The organism is Rhodococcus sp. BL-253-APC-6A1W (assembly GCF_012843405.1).
Taxonomy (GTDB): domain Bacteria; phylum Actinomycetota; class Actinomycetes; order Mycobacteriales; family Mycobacteriaceae; genus Rhodococcus.
The window spans coordinates 1-18,011 of sequence record NZ_JABAFB010000013.1; the positions used below are offsets into that span (position 1 = coordinate 1).

An 18,011-nucleotide genomic window follows, 5' to 3' on the forward strand; every position below is an offset into this window, starting at 1 on the left:
GTGGGGTTGATCCGTCTCTTGCCCTGCAGGCGGGGTTGCTGTGAACCGTTGGACTCAACTCACCCTGACACGCAGGGAATCGGCGAACTGGGTTCGGTGGAGTTCTTCGTAGCGGCCCCCCGCCGCGAGGAGTTCGGCGTGGGTGCCGCGCTCGACGATTCGGCCGTCCTCGACCACCAGGATCTGGTCGGCGGCCCGGATGGTGGACAGTCTGTGCGCGATGACCACCGATGTCCGTCCCGCGAGTGCTTCGGTGAGTGCTTCCTGCACCGCGGCTTCGGACGTCGAGTCCAGGTGCGCGGTGGCCTCGTCGAGAATCACGACCTGCGGATGGGCGAGCAGCAGACGCGCAATGGTGAGCCGCTGGCGTTCGCCGCCGGACAGGCGGTAGCCCCGTTCGCCCACCACGGTGTCGAGTCCGTTGGGCAGTGACCCGATCAGGTCGGCCAGTCGCGCGCGGCGCAGGGCGTCGAACAGTTCGTCTTCGGTGGCGCCGGGCCGGGCGAGGAGCAGATTCGCTCGCACACTGTCGTGGAACAGATGTCCGTCCTGGGTCACCAGTCCCACGGTGCTGCGGATCGAATCCGTGCTCAGGTCGCGCACGTCGACCCCGCCCAGCGACACGGAGCCGGTGTCCACGTCGTAGAGACGCGGAATCAATTGTGCAACAGTCGATTTACCGGCACCGGACGATCCGACGAGGGCAACCATGTGCCCCGGCTCCACCCGGAACGACAGATCGTGCAGCACCGTCTCACCGCCGCGGGAATCGAGCACCGCGACTTCCTCGAGCGACGCGAGCGACACCTTGTCGGCAGAGGGATACGCGAAGCTCACGTCTCGGAACTCCACCGATACCGGGCCCTTCGGCACGTCGCGGGCGTCGGGGGACTGCTTGATGAGCGGTTCGAGATCGAGAATCTCGAAGACCCGCTCGAAGCTCACCATCGCGCTCATCACGTCCATGCGGGCACTGGCCAGCGCGGTGAGCGGGGCATAGAGGCGGGTGAGCAGCATGGCCATCGCGACCACCGACCCGGGGTCCAGTTGGTCGCGCAGCGCGTAGAAGCCGCCGAGTCCGTAGACGAGCGCGAGCGCGAGCGCGGACACCAGGGTCAGCGCCGTGACGAAGACGCTCTGGAGCATCGCGGTGCGCACGCCGATGTTGCGCACCCGGCGCGCGCGGACGGCGAACTCGGTGGATTCCTGGGACGGCCGGCCGAACAGCTTGATCAACGTGGCGCCGGGCGCCGAGAACCGTTCGGTCATCTGGGTGTTCATCACCGAGTTGTGGTTTGCCGCTTCGCGGCTCAGTTGCGCGAGCCGAGTCCCCATGTGGCGGGCGGGCACGATGAAGATGGGGAGCAGCAGCAGTGCGAGCAGGGTGATCTGCCAGGAGATCCCGAGCATCACCACGAGGGTGATGACGAGGGTGACAAGGTTGCCGACCACCCCGGACAGGGTGTCGCTGAAGGCGCGCTGCGCGCCGATCACGTCGTTGTTCAGACGAGAGACGAGTGCGCCGGTGCGCGTGCGCGTGAAGAACGCGACGGGCATCCGCTGTACGTGGTCGAACACCGTGGTGCGCAGATCCAGGATCAGGTCTTCGCCGATGCTCGAGGACAACCACCGGTTGGCGATGCCGAGGCCGGCCTCGACGAGTGCGAGTGCGGCGATGATCACGGCGAGCCACACCACCACCGATACTGCGGCGTTGTCCACGATCGCATCGACCACGCGGCCGGCGAGGACCGGTGTCGCGACGCCGAGCGCGGCGATCGCGACGCTCAGGAGGAGGTAGATGGTGATGTTCCGCCGGTGCGGACCGGCGAACGCGGCGATCCGCTTCAGCGTGGCGCGCGAGAACGGGCGTCGATCGCTCTCTGCGTGCATCGCGTTGTACATCGCGTTCCACGCGGTGACTTCCATGCTCATGGACGGTGCCTCCTCAGCTCGCACCCGACGGTAGAACCTCGAGTGCGCTAGAGGTCAAGCCTAGGGTTCCGGGCAGTCCGGGACCCAACCGTTTTTGCTCTCTCCGCCTCAGCGAGCGACGTCGATCACCACACGCTCCGGGTCACTGAGCGAATAGACCGCGAACGGGGTGCCGGATTCGGAGACGCCGACGAACGACTGGGTGACGCCTTCGAAGACACCGGAGCCGGTGACCTCGACCACCGAACCGCCCGGTGCGGCGAGGACGGGATCGGGCCCGGCGTACGGCTCGACACCGCTGTCGAACGGGTACGCGGATCCGTCGATCAGGACCTGCAGGACGGCATCGCCGGCGACGGTGACATCGTTGCCGCTCCCGTCCTGGACGGCTTCGGCGACGTAGCCGACCCGCCATCCGGGTGTGCCTTCGCCGTCGAGTTCGTACACCACGCGGTCGAAGCCCTCGTGCACTCCGGTCCGGATATCGGTGACCGTGAGTTTCGCTCCGGCACCCGCGGGGGAGACCTTCTCGGCCGCATCGGTGGGGGTGTTCGAGGAGTCCGGCTCGGGCGCTTGCGTGGTCGGCGTGTTCACCGACACGGCCGGCGAGGGTGCCGGATCGTTGTCCGAAGCGGAGCAACCCGCGAGAACCAACGCGGCGGCGGAGACGGCGAGGCCGATACGGGTGCGAATCATGGGGCACATGGTACGGCGCGCGACTCGGGAATCCGGGAAGGCGCTCGGAGGCATTGACGTCGATCACATCACGGCGGACAGTAGCCGTAACGCATATTTCAACGCTCGATGAATTGAGTCGCGATGAATACTCCACCGAACTCCCTCGCCGTGGATGTGCACGATCTTCGCGTTCGCCGCGGTCCCCATCTCGCCCTCGACGAGGTCTCTCTTCAGGTCACGCGCGGCTCGATCACCGGGTTGCTCGGCCCGTCGGGCTGTGGCAAGACCACGCTCATGCGCTCGATCGTGGGCGGGCAGATCGTCGAATCCGGCACGGTGACCGTGCTCGGTCTCCCCGCCGGGACAGTCGAACTCCGCCGTCGCGTCGGGTACGTCACCCAGTCGGCGAGCGTCTACCCGGACCTGACTGTCACCGACAACGTCGCCTACTTCGCCTCCCTCTACGGCAGACCTCGCTCCACCGTCCACGAGACGATCGAGGCAGTCGGGCTCGGAAGCCACGCCCGTACCCGCGCCGACGCGCTGTCCGGTGGGCAACTCGGACGCGTGTCGCTCGTGTGCGCGCTCGTCGGGGATCCCGAACTCCTGGTGCTCGACGAACCGACCGTAGGGCTCGACCCGCTGCTGAGAGTCGAACTGTGGGAACACTTCCGCTCACTCGCGCGACGTGGCGTCACCGTGCTCGTATCCAGTCATGTGATGGACGAGGCCGACCGCTGCGACGACCTGCTGTTGTTGCGCGAAGGCCGACTCGTCGGTCAACTCACCCCTGCGCAGTTGCGCGACCGGACCGGCGAAACCCGCCTCGAGGACGCGTTTCTCCGGTTGATCCGTACGAGCACGGAGGCACCGTCATGAATGCGGTTGCGTATGCGGCGACCACCGAACGAATCCTGCGGCAGTTGAAGGCGGATCACCGCACCGTCGTGATGATCGCCCTGGTACCGAGCCTTCTGATGATCCTGCTGTACTTCATGTACCAGAACACCCCGGCCGGCCCAGACGGCCGGACCCTGTTCGACCGTATCGCGATCGTCATGCTCGGGATACTGCCGTTCGTAGTCATGTTTCTCGTGACTTCCATTGCGATGCAACGCGAACGAGTCTCCGGAACTCTGGAGCGGATTCTCGCCACCCCGCTCGCGAAACTCGATCTCCTCGCCGGATACGGGAGCGCGTTCTCCGCGGCGGCGGTCGTGCAGGCCGGCCTGGCATGTGTCGTCGCGTTCGGCCTGCTCGGTGTCGCCGCCGAGGGTCCGGTCGCATGGGTTCTCGTGATCGCGATCCTGGTGGCAGTTCTCGGCGTCTCGCTGGGATTGTTGTGTAGTGCGTTCGCCCGCACCGAGTTCCAGGCTGTGCAGTTCATGCCGGTACTCGTGATTCCGCAATTCCTGCTGTGCGGCCTGCTCGTGGCGCGCGAGGATCTCCCGGACTGGCTGCGCTGGATCAGCAATGTCCTTCCGCTCAGTTACGCGGTCGAAGCGTTGCAGGAGGTCGCGAGTCGGCAGGGAACGACGGGTCCGATGCTCCGCAATCTCGTCGTCGTCGTGGGGTTTATCGCGGTGGCGCTGGCGCTGGGGGCGGCGACACTGCGTCGTCGCACGCAGTGAGCCCGCGGTCGGGACGGCGGCCGGGAACGTCCGGCGCGCGTGAGACCATCCTCGACGCCGCACGGGAACTCTTCGCCGCCAACGGGTTCGAGAAGACCACGATTCGTGCGGTCGCCGCGAAAGCGGATGTCGACCCGGCCCTCGTGCATCATTACTTCGGCTCCAAGGTCGATCTGTTCACCGCGTCGATCGCACTGCCCGTCGATCCGCACGACGTCCTTGCGCCGGTGTACGCGTCGCCCCTCGAGGGCCTCGGACACGCTCTCGCCGCCGCTGTCATCGGGCTGTGGGACTCCGAGCACCGCGACGCCGCTGTCGCGATGTTCCGCTCGGAGATCGCGGGTGGCGAGGGCAGTCTGATCCGGACCCTGCTGCTCGAGGTCGCGCTCGAACCGCTGCTCGCCCGGATCGACCACCCCGCCGGAACGGGACGACTTCGGGCGGAACTCGTGGCGACCCAGATGACCGGGATCATGCTCGTGCGGTACATCCTCGCCTTCGAACCGCTCGCGTCGCTGCCGTCGGGACGGATCGTGGAGATCGTCGCTCCGACGCTTCAGCGCTACCTCACCGGCGACCTGCCGGGCTGACCGACCGCACTCGCCCGAAGGGATCGACGAAAATACCCGACGCGGACCAGCCCGTGCTGGTCTACTCGGCGGCGCCGATACACCCGCTGCGGAAGCCCTCGCCTTGCTGAGAGTGGTGGGCATCGGACAGTGGCGCAGCGACGCCGCGACCTCCTGAGCCCTACGCGGTGTGCTCGCGCAGGTACGCGATGTCGTCGGCGATACCGGCGCCGGGCGTCTCCAGGACGACGGGCGCACCGGACGCCACGGCGATCTCGGCGAGCAACTGCGGATCGATGGTGCCGTCGGCGAGGTTCGCGTGCCGGTCGCGCGCCGAATCGAATTCGTCTCTCGAATTGTTGAGGTGCACCAGGTCGATTCGTCCGGTCACCGCTTTGACACGGTCGACGATGCCGACGAGATCCTCGCCCGCCGCCCAGGCATGACAGGTGTCGAGACAGAAACCGGCGCCGTAGTCGCCGATGGCATCCCACAGCCTGCCGATCGCGTCGATGTACCGCGCCATCGCGAAATCACCGCCCGCGGTGTTCTCGACCAGGATCGGCACCGGGAAGCCGCCCTTGTCCTCCTGGCGTTCGAACAGCTTCCGCCAATTCTCGACACCGGCCGCGACATTTTCGCCGTCGCGCACATGTCCACCGTGGACCACCAGGCCGAAAGCCCCGATGTGCGACGCGGCCTCGGCATGGTCGGCGACAGCCTTCCGGGACGGCATGCGCAGCCGGTTGTTGAGACTCGCGACGTTCACCACGTACGGCGAATGCACCACCACGTCGATGTCCGACGCGAGAATCTGATCCTTCCTCGGGTGCTCACCCGGGGTGTCCCATTTCTGTGGGTCCGAGAGGAACAGCTGCACCAGATCGGCGCCGAGCTGCTCACCCTGCCCGATGGGGTCGTCGTCCTGACGGACGTGGGCGCCTATCCGCATGGACCCAGGGTAGGGGAGCTTCCCGGTCAGCGGGACGGCAATACCGCGCGCGATCGCAGGATCTGCTTGATTCGGTCGACGCCGACGACAGGGAGATCTCATGGGCAAGCTGGACGGCAAGGTTGCACTGATCACCGGCGCCGGGCAGGGAATCGGTCAGGGCGTCGCGCTGGCTCTGGCCCGTGAGGGCGCCGCCATCGCGGTGACCGGCCGCACCGAGAGCAAGCTCGACGACACGGTCCGGCAGATCCGGGAGGTGGGCGGCACCGCCGAGCCGCTCCGATGCGACATCGCCGACCTCGACCAGATCACCGCCGCGGTGGAGCGGACGGCTCAGTTGTTCGGGGGCGTCGACATCCTCGTCAACAATGCGAGTCTCAACCCGCTCGGACCCGTTCTCGACCTCACCGCGAAGCTGATGGAGAACGCCTACCGCACCGGGCCGGTGGCGTCCCTGCACGCGATGCAGACGGTGTATCCCCTGATGAAGGCGCGCGGCGGGGGCTCGATCGTCAACATGGTCAGCTCCGCGGCCGTGCGCTGGGACATGTCCGGGTACGGCGGGTACGCCTCGGTCAAGGAGGCACTCAGATCGCTGACCCGGGCCGCCGCATCCGAATGGGGTGTCGACGGTATCCGCGTCAACGCCGTGGCGCCCCACGCGATGTCCCCGGGATTGGAGTGGTGGACGGAGAACCGCCCCGAGGAAGCCGCGGAGTTCGTCGCGACCATCCCGCTGCGGCGTATCGGCGACTGCGAGGAAGACATCGGCCGGGCGGTCGCGTGGATCGTCAGCGACGATGCCCGCTACCTGACCGGCGCGACGGTTCCGCTCGACGGGGGGCAGGCACGCTGGGCCTGAAGCCGCTGCCGACGCAGGTGCACCCGCAGAATCCCTGAAACAGGGATCAGGGTCCTCCCCGATGGTGCGAGAGGGTGCGGCCGAGGAAGATGGTTTCATGCCATCGCACTCGGCTCCCGCAGCCCGATCCCAGGACCTCAAGAAAATCTACGGAACAGGCGAAACCGCCGTTCACGCACTCGACGGTGTCACGGTGGAATTCGCCGCCGGTGAATTCACCGCCATTATGGGCCCGTCAGGATCGGGCAAGTCGACGTTGATGCATTGCCTCGCCGGTCTCGACAGCGCGACCTCCGGCGCGGTGTTCATCGGTGACACTGATCTGACGAGCCTGTCCGACAAGGAGATGACGCAACTGCGTCGCGACCGCGTCGGCTTCGTCTTCCAGGCCTTCAACCTCGTCCCGACGCTCACCGCGCTCGAGAACATCACGCTGCCCGTCGACATCGCCGGACGGAAAGTCGACCAGGAGTGGCTCGACACCATCGTCGGGCGCCTCGGTCTGGGCGACCGCCTCGGCCACCGACCCGGTGAGTTGTCGGGTGGTCAGCAGCAGCGCGTCGCGTGTGCCCGAGCGCTTGCCGGCCGCCCCGAGATCATCTTCGGTGACGAGCCGACCGGCAACCTCGATTCGCGTTCGTCCGGAGAGGTGATGTCCATCCTGCGTGCCTCGGTGGACGAGTTCGGGCAGACGGTCGTGATCGTCACGCACGACCCGCGCGCCGCCGCGTACGCCGACCGGGTCGTGTTCCTGTCCGACGGCAGTGTCGTCGACGAGATGCGCGACCCCACCGCCGACTCGGTCCTGGATCGCATGAAGCAGTTCGATCCTGCCGCCATGTCACCTCTGGCGAAGTAGGAGCGTTCCGAGCATGAGTGGAAATCCCATCCGCAAGGTGGCATTGCGCAATCTTGCCGCGCACAAGGTGAGACTTGCGCTGACCGTGCTGTCCGTCGTGCTGGGCACGGCGTTCATCACCGGTTCGTTCGTCTTCACCGACACGCTGCAGCGCACGTTCGACGGCATCTTCGGCGACGTCGCGCAGGGCGTCGATGTTCGCGTGAGCGCCGAGGAATCCGGTTCGAGCGGCGTGCCGGTCGAGGACATCGCGGCAGTCGAGGCGCTTCCCGCCGTGGACCGCACGACCCCGTACATCGGCGGTACGCTCGTCCTTCTCGGCTCCGACGGTGCGGCGATCCAGACCGGGGGCGCCCCGGTGGAGGGGTACGCGTACTTCCCGCCCGAGGAATTCGTCGGCGAGTCGCAGGAGTTCATCGAGGGCACTCCGCCCGCCGAAGACGGCCAGATCGCGCTCAACGCCAGCGCCGCCGAGCGCGGCGGCCTCGACGTCGGAGACCAGACCTCCATCCTTTCCATCGCGCAGGGCATGGTCCCCGTGACGGTGAGTGGCATCTACAACCTCGAGACCGACACCGGCGGCTACATCGGGGCGATGTTCACCGAATCGCAGGCGTCGTCGCTGTTCACCGATGGCCGGCACGTCGGATACCTCAACATTGCGGGAGACGGCTCCCTGTCCCCGGACGAACTGCGGGACGAGGTCGCGGCGGCTGTGCCGGGCATGAAGGTGCAGACCGGGGCAGAGGTCACCGAAGAGACCAAGTCGGAGGTCTCGGAAGCACTGAACTTCCTCAACTACTTCCTGCTCGCCTTCGGTGCGATCGCATTGCTGGTGGGGACGTTCATCATCTACAACACCTTCTCGATGATCGTCGCGCAGCGACTCCGCGAACTCGCGTTGCTCCGGGCCATCGGCGCGAGCCGGAAACAGGTCGGCCGCTCCGTGACGCTCGAGGCGCTCGTCGTCGGACTGATCGGCAGCGTCATCGGTATCGCCGCGGGTGTCGCGCTCGCGTACGGCCTGCGTGCCGCACTGAACGCCGCGGACCTCGGATTGCCGTCCGGTCCGCTGCAACTGGCGCCGCGCACGGTCCTCGTGGCCCTGATCGTCGGGGTCGTTGTCACCGCGATCAGCGCGTATGCCCCGGCACGCCGCGCGACCCGGGTGCCGCCTGTCGCCGCGATGCGGGAGGAGTCCACCGGGACCGTCGAAGGCCTCCGGGTACGGACGATCGTGGGCATTGTCGCGGCGGTCGTGGGTGTCGTGCTCGTCGTGTTCGGCGCGCAGGGCACCGGTGGAGGGGCGGCCTCCGCCGTGGGCGGTGGGGCGTTCCTGCTCGTCGTCGCGGTCATGCTTGCCTCACCGGCGCTGTCGCGGCCCGTCGTGGGTGCTCTCGGTGCGGTGTTCGCCCGCCCGTTCGGCGCCGTCGGCCGGTTGGCACGTACCAACGCGACCCGCAACCCGCGGCGCACCGCAGCCACCGCATTCGCTCTCACCCTGGGCCTGATGCTCGTGTCCGTGATCGGTGTCTTCGGCTCGTCGGCGAAGGCCAGTGTGGACGCTGCCGTCGACAACGGTGTCCAAGCAGACTTCATGCTCACCGGACCGCAGATGTTCGGAGTTCCGCTCCCGGCGGCCGACGCGGCGCAAGGGGTCGACGGTGTGGTGGAAGTGGTGCCGGTCCACGGTGTCCGGGCGAACCTCGACGGAGAGGACGGTTTCGGCACGGCGGTGACGGGCGTGCTCGACGACGTGATCGATCTGCAGATGGTGGAAGGCGTGCCGGAGGCCACGGGCAACGAAATGCTCGTGAACCAGAGCACCGCGAGTGAGAAGGGCTGGACGGTCGGCTCGACGGTCCCGGTCACGAGCCGTGACGGCAACACCGTGGACGCGACCGTGGCCGGTGTCTACACCGACAGTCAGATCATCGGCCCCTGGGTGATGTCCCAGCAGATCTACGAGCAGTTCACACCCCCGGCGACCCGGTCGGCGATCGTCGTGCTGATGAACGTCGCGGACGGGGCGGACCCGAGTGCCGTGCGGTCGGGCCTCGAGGCCGCCACCAAGGAATACGTGATCGTCCAGGTTCTCGACCGTGAGCAGTTCAAGGGTCAGCAGGCACAGCAGATCGATACTCTGCTCGCCATCCTGTACGGGTTGCTCGCTCTCGCCGTGGTCATCGCGATCCTCGGCATCGTCAACACGCTGGCGCTGTCGGTGGTCGAACGCCGACGTGAGATCGGGATGCTGCGCGCGGTGGGGATGCAACGCAACCAGGTACGGCGCACCATCTATCTCGAGTCCCTGCTGATCGCGGTGTTCGGTGCGATCGTCGGGGTGATCCTCGGCCTGTCCTTCGGCTGGGCGTTCGTACGGACTCTCGCCGACCAGGGACTCGACATCATCTCGGTGCCGTGGTCGCAGGTCGTGGGAATGCTGCTGGCCTCCGGAGTGATCGGCGTGCTGGCCGCGTTGTGGCCCGGTAATCGTGCCGCGAAGACAGCTCCGCTGGAGGCGATCTCGGACCTCTGACGGGGAGACGATCCACAGTCCTCCTTTTCATCCACAGCGGCCGGCCCGGCGGAGACACTCCGCGGGGCCGGCCGTTTTTCTGCCCCTACGCTGCCGCGGCAGGGGGTGGAGAGCATGAGAATGCACGATCTGATCCGGTGGGACCCGGACGCGCTGAGCGACTTCGAGGAAACCCTGGGGCGATGTGCTGCCGATGTGGAGCACGTGCGCGAGGCGGTGACTATGCGGGCGCGTTGTGAAGGCCGCTGGGGCGGTGACGCGCACGATGCTGCCGGCCGGCAGGTCGCCCTGTGCGCCGAGGCGCTTGCGGCCCGGTCGGATTCGCTTCTCCGGGTGCGGGACTGCGCGCTCCTGGTCGCACCGAGACTGCGGACGCTCCGCGCCGAACTCGAGGCGATACGGTCCGACGCCGCCGCGAGGGGTGTCGTGGTCGCCGATGACGGCACCGTGCATCCGGCGCCGGGCACGTCGCCGCCCACTGCTGCCCGTGCCGGAATTCAGGCTCGGGTCGCCGCGCTGCTGGCGCGTGCCGCCGAACTCGACCGCGAGGCGGCGCGGATGCTCTCGCGCGAACTCGACGAGCCCGGCCGCGCCGAGCACGCGACATCCTTGCGATTCGGCGGCACCCGCACGGAGGTTCCCGACCTACCGAGTCCTCCCGCGCCGGGTACCCCGCCCGACGTGGTCGCGCGCTGGTGGGCCGGGCTGGACGAGCGCGACCGCACCGCCCTGCTCTCCGGGCACCCCGCGCTGATCGGAGCACTGGACGGAATTCCGGCCGGCCCGCGCGACGCCGCCAACCGCGCGCTCCTCGGCATCGAACGCCGGCGACTCGAAGGAGTCGCGGCGCAGTTGCAGGCCGAACTCGGCGGCACCGTGTTCGGTGGCCTGTTCATCGACGCGGACGCCGGACTCGAGCAGACGGCCAAGAAACTCGCGGCGATCGACGCGCTCGACGAGGTGCTGGCACGAGGGGACCGCCATCTCCTGGCCCTCGATCTGACGGGCCGGGAGGCGATGGCCGCGGTCGCGGTCGGGAATGTCGACGACGCCGACCGGGTGGCTGTATTCGTGCCGGGTGCGGGCTCCACGCTCCAGGGCAGTCTCGGCGGGTACGACACGCAGGTCTCGGCGTTACGCGACCAAGCACATCAGCACCTCGGTGACGCCGCGGAGAACGGCGGCAGGGTCGCCGCAGTCACGTGGCTGAACTATCAGGCGCCGCAATGGGGTTGGGGGCTGGCGTACACCGAGCGCAGCCCCGTCTCCGATCTCGCGGCGCAGATCGCGGCACCACGCCTGTCGGGTTTCCTGGACGGTCTCGGGGCATCGAGGGCCGACACCCCCGACATCACCGTGGTGGGGCATTCCTACGGCGCCGTCGTCGCGGGTCTCGCGCTCCAGCAGGGTGCCGACGCCGACGCCGCGGTGTTCCTGGGCGCGCCGGGGATCGGCACGGACGACGTGCGCGATCTCGGATTGTCCGAGGGCGCAGCCTATCTGGTGGAGGCCAGGTGGGATGCGTTTGCCGACGTGGGCACTTTCGGCGGCGACCCGAGCTTCCTCGACGGGCTGACGCATCTGCCCTCGGGTGCGGGCGCGTCGGCCACCGGAGAACCACTCACGGCGATCACCGGGCACAGTTCCTATCTCCAGCCCGGTTCGACGAGTTCCTACCAGGTCGCCGCGGTCGTCTCCGGTGCTGCGGGACGAGGTGCGGCATGAGGCGCGCGGTGATCCGCGCCGCGGTACTGCTCGCTGTTCTCGTTGCCCTACCGGCCTGCGGTCCACGTCCGGTCCCCGTCGCGAAGCCGGAACCGGTGGCATCGACGAGCCGAGGTGCCGTCGCGTTCTACACCGGCGCGCAGCGCTCCGTCCTCACCGCGCTGTCCGCAGAATTTCCGGACCTGCACTTCACGCCGCGGTTCGCGCGAACGTCGACCGCGTGCACGCTGCCCGACGGCGCCGTCGGCGTCCTCGTGCACCTGCCCATCTACGGATCGGAGGTGCCGGTGCCCGCCGACGCGCTGAGCCGGGCCGCTGCCGTCGTCGAGAAGGTCGCGGCACGTTCGGGATTCCACGAACCGCTCGTCATGCCGCCGGATGTGGGATTCGCGTTTCGGATGTTCGCCGCGGACGGTTCGTACATCACGTTCGGGAGCTACGTCGCGTCGACGGTCGCCCTCACCACCGGCTGCTACCGGCAGTGACCCCGGTGGCGAGTTGTCCCCGATTGTCTCCGGGCCGTCGGCTACGCTCGTGCTTTCCGTGCTGAAACCTGCGAGTCGGCGAGGGGACAGGATATGCGTCCGATGCTCGGCATTGCCGTGGACGACGGTGAGGTGTGCGCGGTACTCGTCGACGCCGACGTGCCTTCGCTCGGACCGTTCGACTCTCAGCGGCTGGTTCCGGAACGCGGTGCGGCCGCTGCAGACACCGCGGCGCGAGCCGTCGTCGCAATGACGGAGCGAGCCGCGACGGCCTCGTTGGCGATCCAGGCGATCGGGCTGACGGTGACGCCCGGCGGCGCCGACGAGACCCAGGACATCGCTGCCGCGATCGGGGCTGTCACCGACAGCGCCGTCCAGGTCGTCGACCTCGACGACGCGCGGCTGGCGTACCTCGCCGGTGCTCCGGAACTCTCGTCGACCCCGGTGCTCGCAGTCCACACCCGCACCGGAGGCGTCGAATCCGCCTCGATCGTCGACACGGGGTCGCGTGCCGTGCTCGCGTCGGTCTCTCCGTCCGGCGATGTGTTCGGCGGGTACTCCGAATCGCTGCCGGAGGCGATGGACGAAGCGATCGCCCGCGCGGGACGGACGCCGCAAGCCCTGGTGTTCCTCGACCTGCAGCCCGGCGACGCCGGACCGGCGAGGGAACTGGCAACGATCCTGGGCGTCCCGTTCGTCACTCCGCACGGCGTGCCCTGGCATCGCGCGACCGGTGCATCGCTCGTCGCTGCGAAACGGACCGAACCGGTGGCCGCCGCCGCGCCTGCACCCGGCCGGGGCAGGGGAGCGGCCCTCCTCGCCGCTCTCGTCGCACTGGTCGCGATTCTCGGTGGCGGCCTCGCCGTGGCCGTCGGCGGAATCGCGCAGACGAACGGTTCCACGCCGGACGATCCGGGCACCTCGATGTCACCCTCTGCACCCGCGCAGGAACCTGCACCCGCGCAGGAACCGGCGTCGGTGGCGGTGCCGGTACCGGAAACGCCTGTCGCGGTGACACCGGACCCGTGCGAAGCAGCGCGGCCGGTGTCGTGGCCCGCCCGCGCGTCCGACCCCGACCTGCCCGGCCCCTCCGGAGCGGGAGCGGATCGCGGCCCCGGTACCACCGGCCCCGGCGCCGTCGGTCCCGACGGGGCCGTACCCGCAGAGCCGGATCCGTGCGCACCGGAGCGCCCCGTCGTGCCCTGACGCCGAACGCCGTGTCAGAGGCGCAGTCCCGCGCCCGCCCGGATCATCGCGCCGGTGTCCGACGCGACCACGACATCGGTGAAGCGGGTGCGATAGTCGCCGAGATCGTCGCCGACCGAGCCCACGACCGCGACCACGGGCACGCCGTCGCAGCGCGCGAGAATCGCCGAGACGATCTTGCCCGCGCGCGACTGCCCGTCGAGCCTGCCCTCGCCCACGACCACCAGGTCCGCATCGCGCACGGCAGCGTCGAAACCCACGGAGTCGAGCACGAAGTCGGCACCGGAGCGCAGTTCCGCACCGAACCGTGCCCACATGCCGCCGGAAAACCCGCCCGCGGCACCCGTTCCGGCGACCTCTCGCGGGTCGCGGGGGAGCGACAGCGCAGTCTCCTCGAGGCGCCGGGTCAGCGCCTCGACTGTCGCGGGATCGGCGCCCTTCTGCGGTCCGAACACCCGCGCCGCATCGGTGTACCGGGTCGTGACGTCCGTCAGGACCGTCACTCGTGCGCCACCGAGGCCGCCGGCGTCGTCGATCGCGGCGATGGCGCCGAGTCCACCGTCCGTGGTCGCAGATCCGCCTGCCGCCACGACGATATGGCGGGCACCGCGCTGCGCCGCTGTGGCCATGAGCATTCCGGTGCCGTAGGTGTCCGCCGTGACCGCGTCGCGCGGGCCGTCGTGTGGCGTGGTGATGCCGCTCGCCGCGGCGAGTTCGACGACGGCGGTGCCGTCCGGGCCGATGCCGAACACAGCCCGGCACGGCACCCGCCACGGATTCACCGCGGCGGCCTCGACGCGCTCGAGACCGAGGGGGCCGAGCAGTGCGTCGAGGGTGCCTTCACCACCGTCGGCGACGGGCATGCGCACCGCACGGTGTCCTGCGGACTCGGCGCCGGTGGCCACGGCCTCGGCAACGTCGGCCGCGCCGTATGTGCCCTTGAAACTGTCGGGTGCGATCAGAATCCGCACGGCACCCGCCGATCGGTCGCCGGACGGTGCGCCGTCACCGCAGTACCCACTCGAAGGCCTGCGCGTCGGAGCGCGCGCCCTGACGCGCCCGGGAGCGATTCGGTTCGCCCAATTCGGTGACGAGGTCCTCGCCGAGGTGCACGAGCGCACCGAGACCGGCCGGTGTCAGCCACGACGGACGTGTCGCGAACAGCAGGTCTTCGCTCGCGGTGTTGCCGCTTGCTCCCGGCGCGAACGGGCAACCGCCGAGTCCAGCGAGCGCGCCGTCGACCACGCTCGCCCCGGCCGCCACCGCTGCGAGACTGTTCGCGACACCGAGGCCCCAGGTGTCGTGGCCGTGGTAGACGATGCGCCGCTGCGGTGATTCCGTGCGCACCCGGGTCACCAGTGCCGATACCTGACCGGGTACCGCCTGACCCAGGGTGTCGGCGAGGACGATGTCCGCCGCGCCGTCGGTACGCGGGTCGTTCGCGATCTCCAGCACCCGGTCGGGGTCGACCGGACCGTCGAACGGGCAGGTGAACGCCGTGGCGAGACACAGTTGGATGCTGCCTCCCACGGCGTGTGCTTGGTCCACGGCAGCCGGCATCGCCTCGAGGCTCGCGTCGGTGTCGCGGCCGATGTTGGCTCGGTTGTGAGCGTCCGACACCGAGAAGCAGTATTGGAAGCGGCGTACGCCTGCCGCGATCGCCTTCTCCACGTGCCGTGGGGTCGCGACCCACACCCAGCACCGATCGAGTTCGTCCGGGTTGAGTGCCGACACCAGTTCGAGGGTGTTGGCCATCGGAGGAACGAGATCGGGGCGGGCGAGCGACCCGATCTCCAGTTCCGGTACCCCTGCGGCGAACAGGGCTCGCACCACCTCGACCTTGCGTTCGGTGGACAGCATCTTCCCGGTGAGCTGCAGGCCGTCACGCAGCGTCACGTCCCGCAGGATCACCACGTCCGCCTGAGGATCGTTGCCGGTCTTCGGATCGGTCAACCTCGTGCCTCCACCCTCTCGCGCATCGTTCTCGTCGGACCCAGTATGGTCGCGCGGCAAGACGAGCACGATTCGTGGACACACCGCGTGCCCGGCGAAGGATCTGTGACAAGTGACACTATCCTTCGGATCGGATGGAGACTTGCCGGAAGGTACGGGGAAATGAGTGTGTTCGTAGGGAAAGCGCTGCTCTGGGTCGCGCTGCTCGTCGGTCTGGTGGGAGCCGGCATCGCCGTGTACGCCCTCCATGTCCACGGCGCGGTGGGCTCGCTCATCGTGGCCTCGGTTGCGGGGCTGGTGTTGCTGCGTTTGCGGTCGGAAGCTCAGAGCGACACCGAACGTGATGCCGCCGCGACGTGATGCGAGCTCGTCCCGCTGAGCGTGCACGCGTCGGCGGAAGGCTCGCCGACGGGCCGAAATGTATGCTTGGCGGCCGGGTGTCCTGATCAGGGCGTCGGTCGCGGAAACGGTGTCCGCGGCCGTCCCCTCGGTCGTGGAAGAGGAGCAACAGGTCGTGTCGCTGTGGTCGCGGGCATTGTCGGTCGAGGAACTCGAGGACCGGCCGTGGAGTGAGCTGATGCCGTGGCTCGATCGGTACGGGTCGGCGCGTACTGTCGCGCTCTCGGCGCTCGCTCCCACCGCCCGCTGGTGGGAGGTCCAGTCGCCCGCCGACACCGCGCACGAGGCGGGCATCCCCGAGATGTGCGCGGAACTGGCCCGGATCTACGTCACCGATCACCCGGACCTGCGCTTCGCGGATGCGTTGCGTCGCGAGGTGGAGGTGCCGGTCTCCGCGCTCGACCTCGATGCCGCTGCGGCAACGGTGATCGCGCGTCTTCCGCACGCGCCCACCACCGCCGAGTTGTTCAGCCGCAGTCCGGCGGACCTGTTCGTGATGCGTGGTTCCGACCGCGAAACCGTCGACGAGATCGTGTGTGCGGTCCTCGTCGCGACGGTGCTGCGGGACTCGGACTCCGCTGCTTCCGCGCCCGGGACCGCCGAGATGTCTGCGGGTTCGAGGACAGATGTTCCGGCGCTCGACCTGCTCCTCGAGGACCTCGCGCAGCTGGCGCGCTGGCGCATGCTCAGCGGCGACCACGAGAGTCCCTTGCTGCGTGTGGAACTCGACGAGGGAGCGCCCGAGGAGGTCCGGACCGTGGCAGCGCGTATCCGTGCGCTGACCGCCCTCGATCTCCCGGTCGCCCCGCCGGGCGACCCCATTGCCGAGCTCGGCGACTACATCGAGGCGCTGCCCGAACCGGAACGTCAGGCGCTGCGACGACGGGTCCGGGACGGCGTCGACGACCCGGCGGCACCGTCGACGTTCCCGTTCGGCACGGCGGTCGGTGATCTGCTCGCGGCGTTGCGCGTGCGGGTGCGGCCGGTCGCCTCGTTCGACCGGATCCTGCGCGACTTTCCGGTCCTCACCCGTCCGGTCCCGGCGCTCGACGCCCCGTTGTGGAAGGTATTGCACCGCCTCGACGACCGATTCGAGGTGGCCGACGGATGGGTGGCGGTTCCCGATCTGCCCGACGCGGAGAAACAGACCCGGGCACTGCTCGCGGAATTCGAATCCGGCAACGGGGTCGTCGAACCCGCCGCGGTGCAGGCGACCTGGACGCTGCCGCCGGACGAGTTCGCCGCGTGGACGGAGTACTGCGGGACCGCGATGTTCGAGGGCAGGCTCCTCGCGCCGCGCGACGACCTCCCCGGCCGCGCCGCCCAGGTGCTCGAAGTGCTGGGTGATCCGCACACCGCCGATGAACTCGTCGCCCGCATGGGCGTGAACGCCGACGTGCACACTCTTTTCGCGGAACTGTCCGACGACGAGCGTTTTGCGGTCGCCGACGACCGGTGGTCGCTCGTGGAGTGGGACACCGATGTGGTGACCGCGATCCGCAACCGCATCGCGCGTCTCGTCGACGATCGACACGGCAGCGCTCCGGCCGACGTCGTCGAGACCGCGCTGGTGGAGCGGTTCGGGATCTCCGGCGATTCGGCCCGTACCTTCGCTGCCGGGGGCGAATTCGAGGTGGTCGACGGTCGCGTGCGACGCCGGCCGCGTGCCCACGTGCCGGTGTCGAAACCCGAGCGGACCCGTCGGCTCTACCGGCTCGACGACGGCTGGCGCCTGCGCATTCCGGTCACGCGTGATCACGTGCGTGGTGCCGAGTGTGCTGTGCCGTCGGCGGTTGCCGCGATCGTCGGGTGCGATCCGGGGAGCGAGATCGTTCTGCCTTCGCGCCTGGGAGGACAGACGCTGCGCTGGGCCGGGCCCGCACCGCTACTCGGGTCGATCCGCAGATTCCTCGAGGACCTCGGGGTGGATGCGGACGGGGAACTCTTCCTCGATTTCCGCGCCGACGGCCATTTCGACGTGCTGCCGCTGCGCACGGTCGCCGACAACGCCGAACCGTTGCGCAAGGCGCTCGCGCTGGTCGGGCACACGACTCCTGAGGTAGTCCCCGAGGACCGAATGGCCGAGGCGTTCGCGACGGCTCTGGGCCTGGGTGCGGAAACCCGGCCTCGTCGAATTCTGTCCGCCTACCGGGCCCGACGGGAGACCGACGTGGTCGCCCTCCTCGAAGAAGCGTGGATACGCGTGCGGAGCTGAGCA

General features: G+C 68.9%; 16 protein-coding genes. 11 read left to right on the plus strand and 5 right to left on the minus strand.

The features are described 5' to 3' along the window. Positions 1-54: 54 nt before the first annotated feature. The gene (locus tag HF877_RS18395; protein ID WP_169622649.1) at positions 55-1,935 is read right to left on the minus strand and encodes an ABC transporter ATP-binding protein; all 1,881 of its coding nucleotides are present in this window, start codon (positions 1,933-1,935) and stop codon (positions 55-57) included. Positions 1,936-2,043: 108 nt separating this feature from the next. Then, positions 2,044-2,631 carry a hypothetical protein gene (locus HF877_RS18400; RefSeq protein ID WP_169622650.1) on the minus strand — a complete coding sequence of 196 codons (588 nt, stop codon included), beginning with the start codon at positions 2,629-2,631 and terminating at the stop codon, positions 2,044-2,046. A 123-nt stretch (positions 2,632-2,754) separates the two neighbouring features. Between HF877_RS18400 and HF877_RS18405 the strand changes: the two genes are divergently transcribed. Genes HF877_RS18405 through HF877_RS18415 form a run of 3 tightly spaced genes read left to right on the plus strand, consistent with a single transcriptional unit; the run spans position 2,755 to position 4,834 of the window. Continuing rightward, complete coding sequence (locus tag HF877_RS18405) at positions 2,755-3,492, plus strand: ABC transporter ATP-binding protein (protein WP_169622651.1); 738 nt, start codon at positions 2,755-2,757, stop codon at positions 3,490-3,492. After that, entirely contained in the window at positions 3,489-4,244 is a 756-nt protein-coding gene (locus HF877_RS18410) for an ABC transporter permease (RefSeq protein WP_169622652.1), read from the plus strand. Before HF877_RS18405 ends, HF877_RS18410 begins: the two co-directional genes overlap by 4 nt. Beyond that, positions 4,241-4,834, plus strand: a complete 594-nt coding sequence (locus HF877_RS18415) for a TetR family transcriptional regulator (protein WP_169622653.1) — start codon at positions 4,241-4,243, stop codon at positions 4,832-4,834. The genes HF877_RS18410 and HF877_RS18415 overlap by 4 nt, the downstream gene beginning before the upstream one ends. Before the next feature lie 160 nt (positions 4,835-4,994). On the opposite strand, the gene HF877_RS18420 is transcribed toward HF877_RS18415, so the two are convergent. After that, complete coding sequence (locus HF877_RS18420) at positions 4,995-5,765, minus strand: deoxyribonuclease IV (RefSeq protein ID WP_169622654.1); 771 nt, start codon at positions 5,763-5,765, stop codon at positions 4,995-4,997. A gap of 100 nt (positions 5,766-5,865) precedes the next feature. On the opposite strand from HF877_RS18420, the gene HF877_RS18425 reads away from it, so the two are divergent. The 6 genes from HF877_RS18425 (at position 5,866) to HF877_RS18450 (ending at position 13,441) form a co-directional block, all read left to right on the plus strand. Next, the gene (locus HF877_RS18425) at positions 5,866-6,627 is read left to right on the plus strand and encodes an SDR family oxidoreductase (RefSeq protein ID WP_169622655.1); all 762 of its coding nucleotides are present in this window, start codon (positions 5,866-5,868) and stop codon (positions 6,625-6,627) included. Between the two features lie 97 nt (positions 6,628-6,724). After that, positions 6,725-7,486 carry an ABC transporter ATP-binding protein gene (locus tag HF877_RS18430; RefSeq protein ID WP_169622656.1) on the plus strand — a complete coding sequence of 254 codons (762 nt, stop codon included), beginning with the start codon at positions 6,725-6,727 and terminating at the stop codon, positions 7,484-7,486. Between the two features lie 13 nt (positions 7,487-7,499). Beyond that, a complete protein-coding gene (locus HF877_RS18435) occupies positions 7,500-10,025 on the plus strand; it encodes an FtsX-like permease family protein (RefSeq protein WP_169622657.1) in 2,526 nt (841 codons plus the stop codon). 114 nt (positions 10,026-10,139) lie between these two features. Next, the gene (locus HF877_RS18440; protein WP_169622658.1) at positions 10,140-11,750 is read left to right on the plus strand and encodes an alpha/beta hydrolase; all 1,611 of its coding nucleotides are present in this window, start codon (positions 10,140-10,142) and stop codon (positions 11,748-11,750) included. Continuing rightward, the gene (locus HF877_RS18445) at positions 11,747-12,235 is read left to right on the plus strand and encodes an LppA family lipoprotein (protein WP_169622659.1); all 489 of its coding nucleotides are present in this window, start codon (positions 11,747-11,749) and stop codon (positions 12,233-12,235) included. Before HF877_RS18440 ends, HF877_RS18445 begins: the two co-directional genes overlap by 4 nt. Before the next feature lie 102 nt (positions 12,236-12,337). Next, positions 12,338-13,441 carry a hypothetical protein gene (locus HF877_RS18450; protein WP_240952683.1) on the plus strand — a complete coding sequence of 368 codons (1,104 nt, stop codon included), beginning with the start codon at positions 12,338-12,340 and terminating at the stop codon, positions 13,439-13,441. 14 nt (positions 13,442-13,455) lie between these two features. Here HF877_RS18450 and HF877_RS18455 read toward each other — a convergent pair whose 3' ends face one another. Together HF877_RS18455 and HF877_RS18460 are read right to left on the minus strand one after the other, a co-directional pair. Next, positions 13,456-14,412, minus strand: coding sequence for a glycerate kinase (locus HF877_RS18455; RefSeq protein WP_169622660.1), 957 nt, complete (start codon positions 14,410-14,412; stop codon positions 13,456-13,458). A gap of 34 nt (positions 14,413-14,446) precedes the next feature. Continuing rightward, positions 14,447-15,352, minus strand: coding sequence for a hydroxymethylglutaryl-CoA lyase (locus tag HF877_RS18460; RefSeq protein ID WP_169622723.1), 906 nt, complete (start codon positions 15,350-15,352; stop codon positions 14,447-14,449). A gap of 204 nt (positions 15,353-15,556) precedes the next feature. Here HF877_RS18460 and HF877_RS18465 point away from each other — a divergent pair, with 204 nt between their 5' ends. Together HF877_RS18465 and HF877_RS18470 are read left to right on the plus strand one after the other, a co-directional pair. Beyond that, entirely contained in the window at positions 15,557-15,754 is a 198-nt protein-coding gene (locus HF877_RS18465) for a hypothetical protein (protein ID WP_169622661.1), read from the plus strand. Between the two features lie 58 nt (positions 15,755-15,812). Beyond that, positions 15,813-18,008, plus strand: a complete 2,196-nt coding sequence (locus HF877_RS18470) for a hypothetical protein (RefSeq protein ID WP_240952685.1) — start codon at positions 15,813-15,815, stop codon at positions 18,006-18,008. Positions 18,009-18,011: the final 3 nt, after the last annotated feature.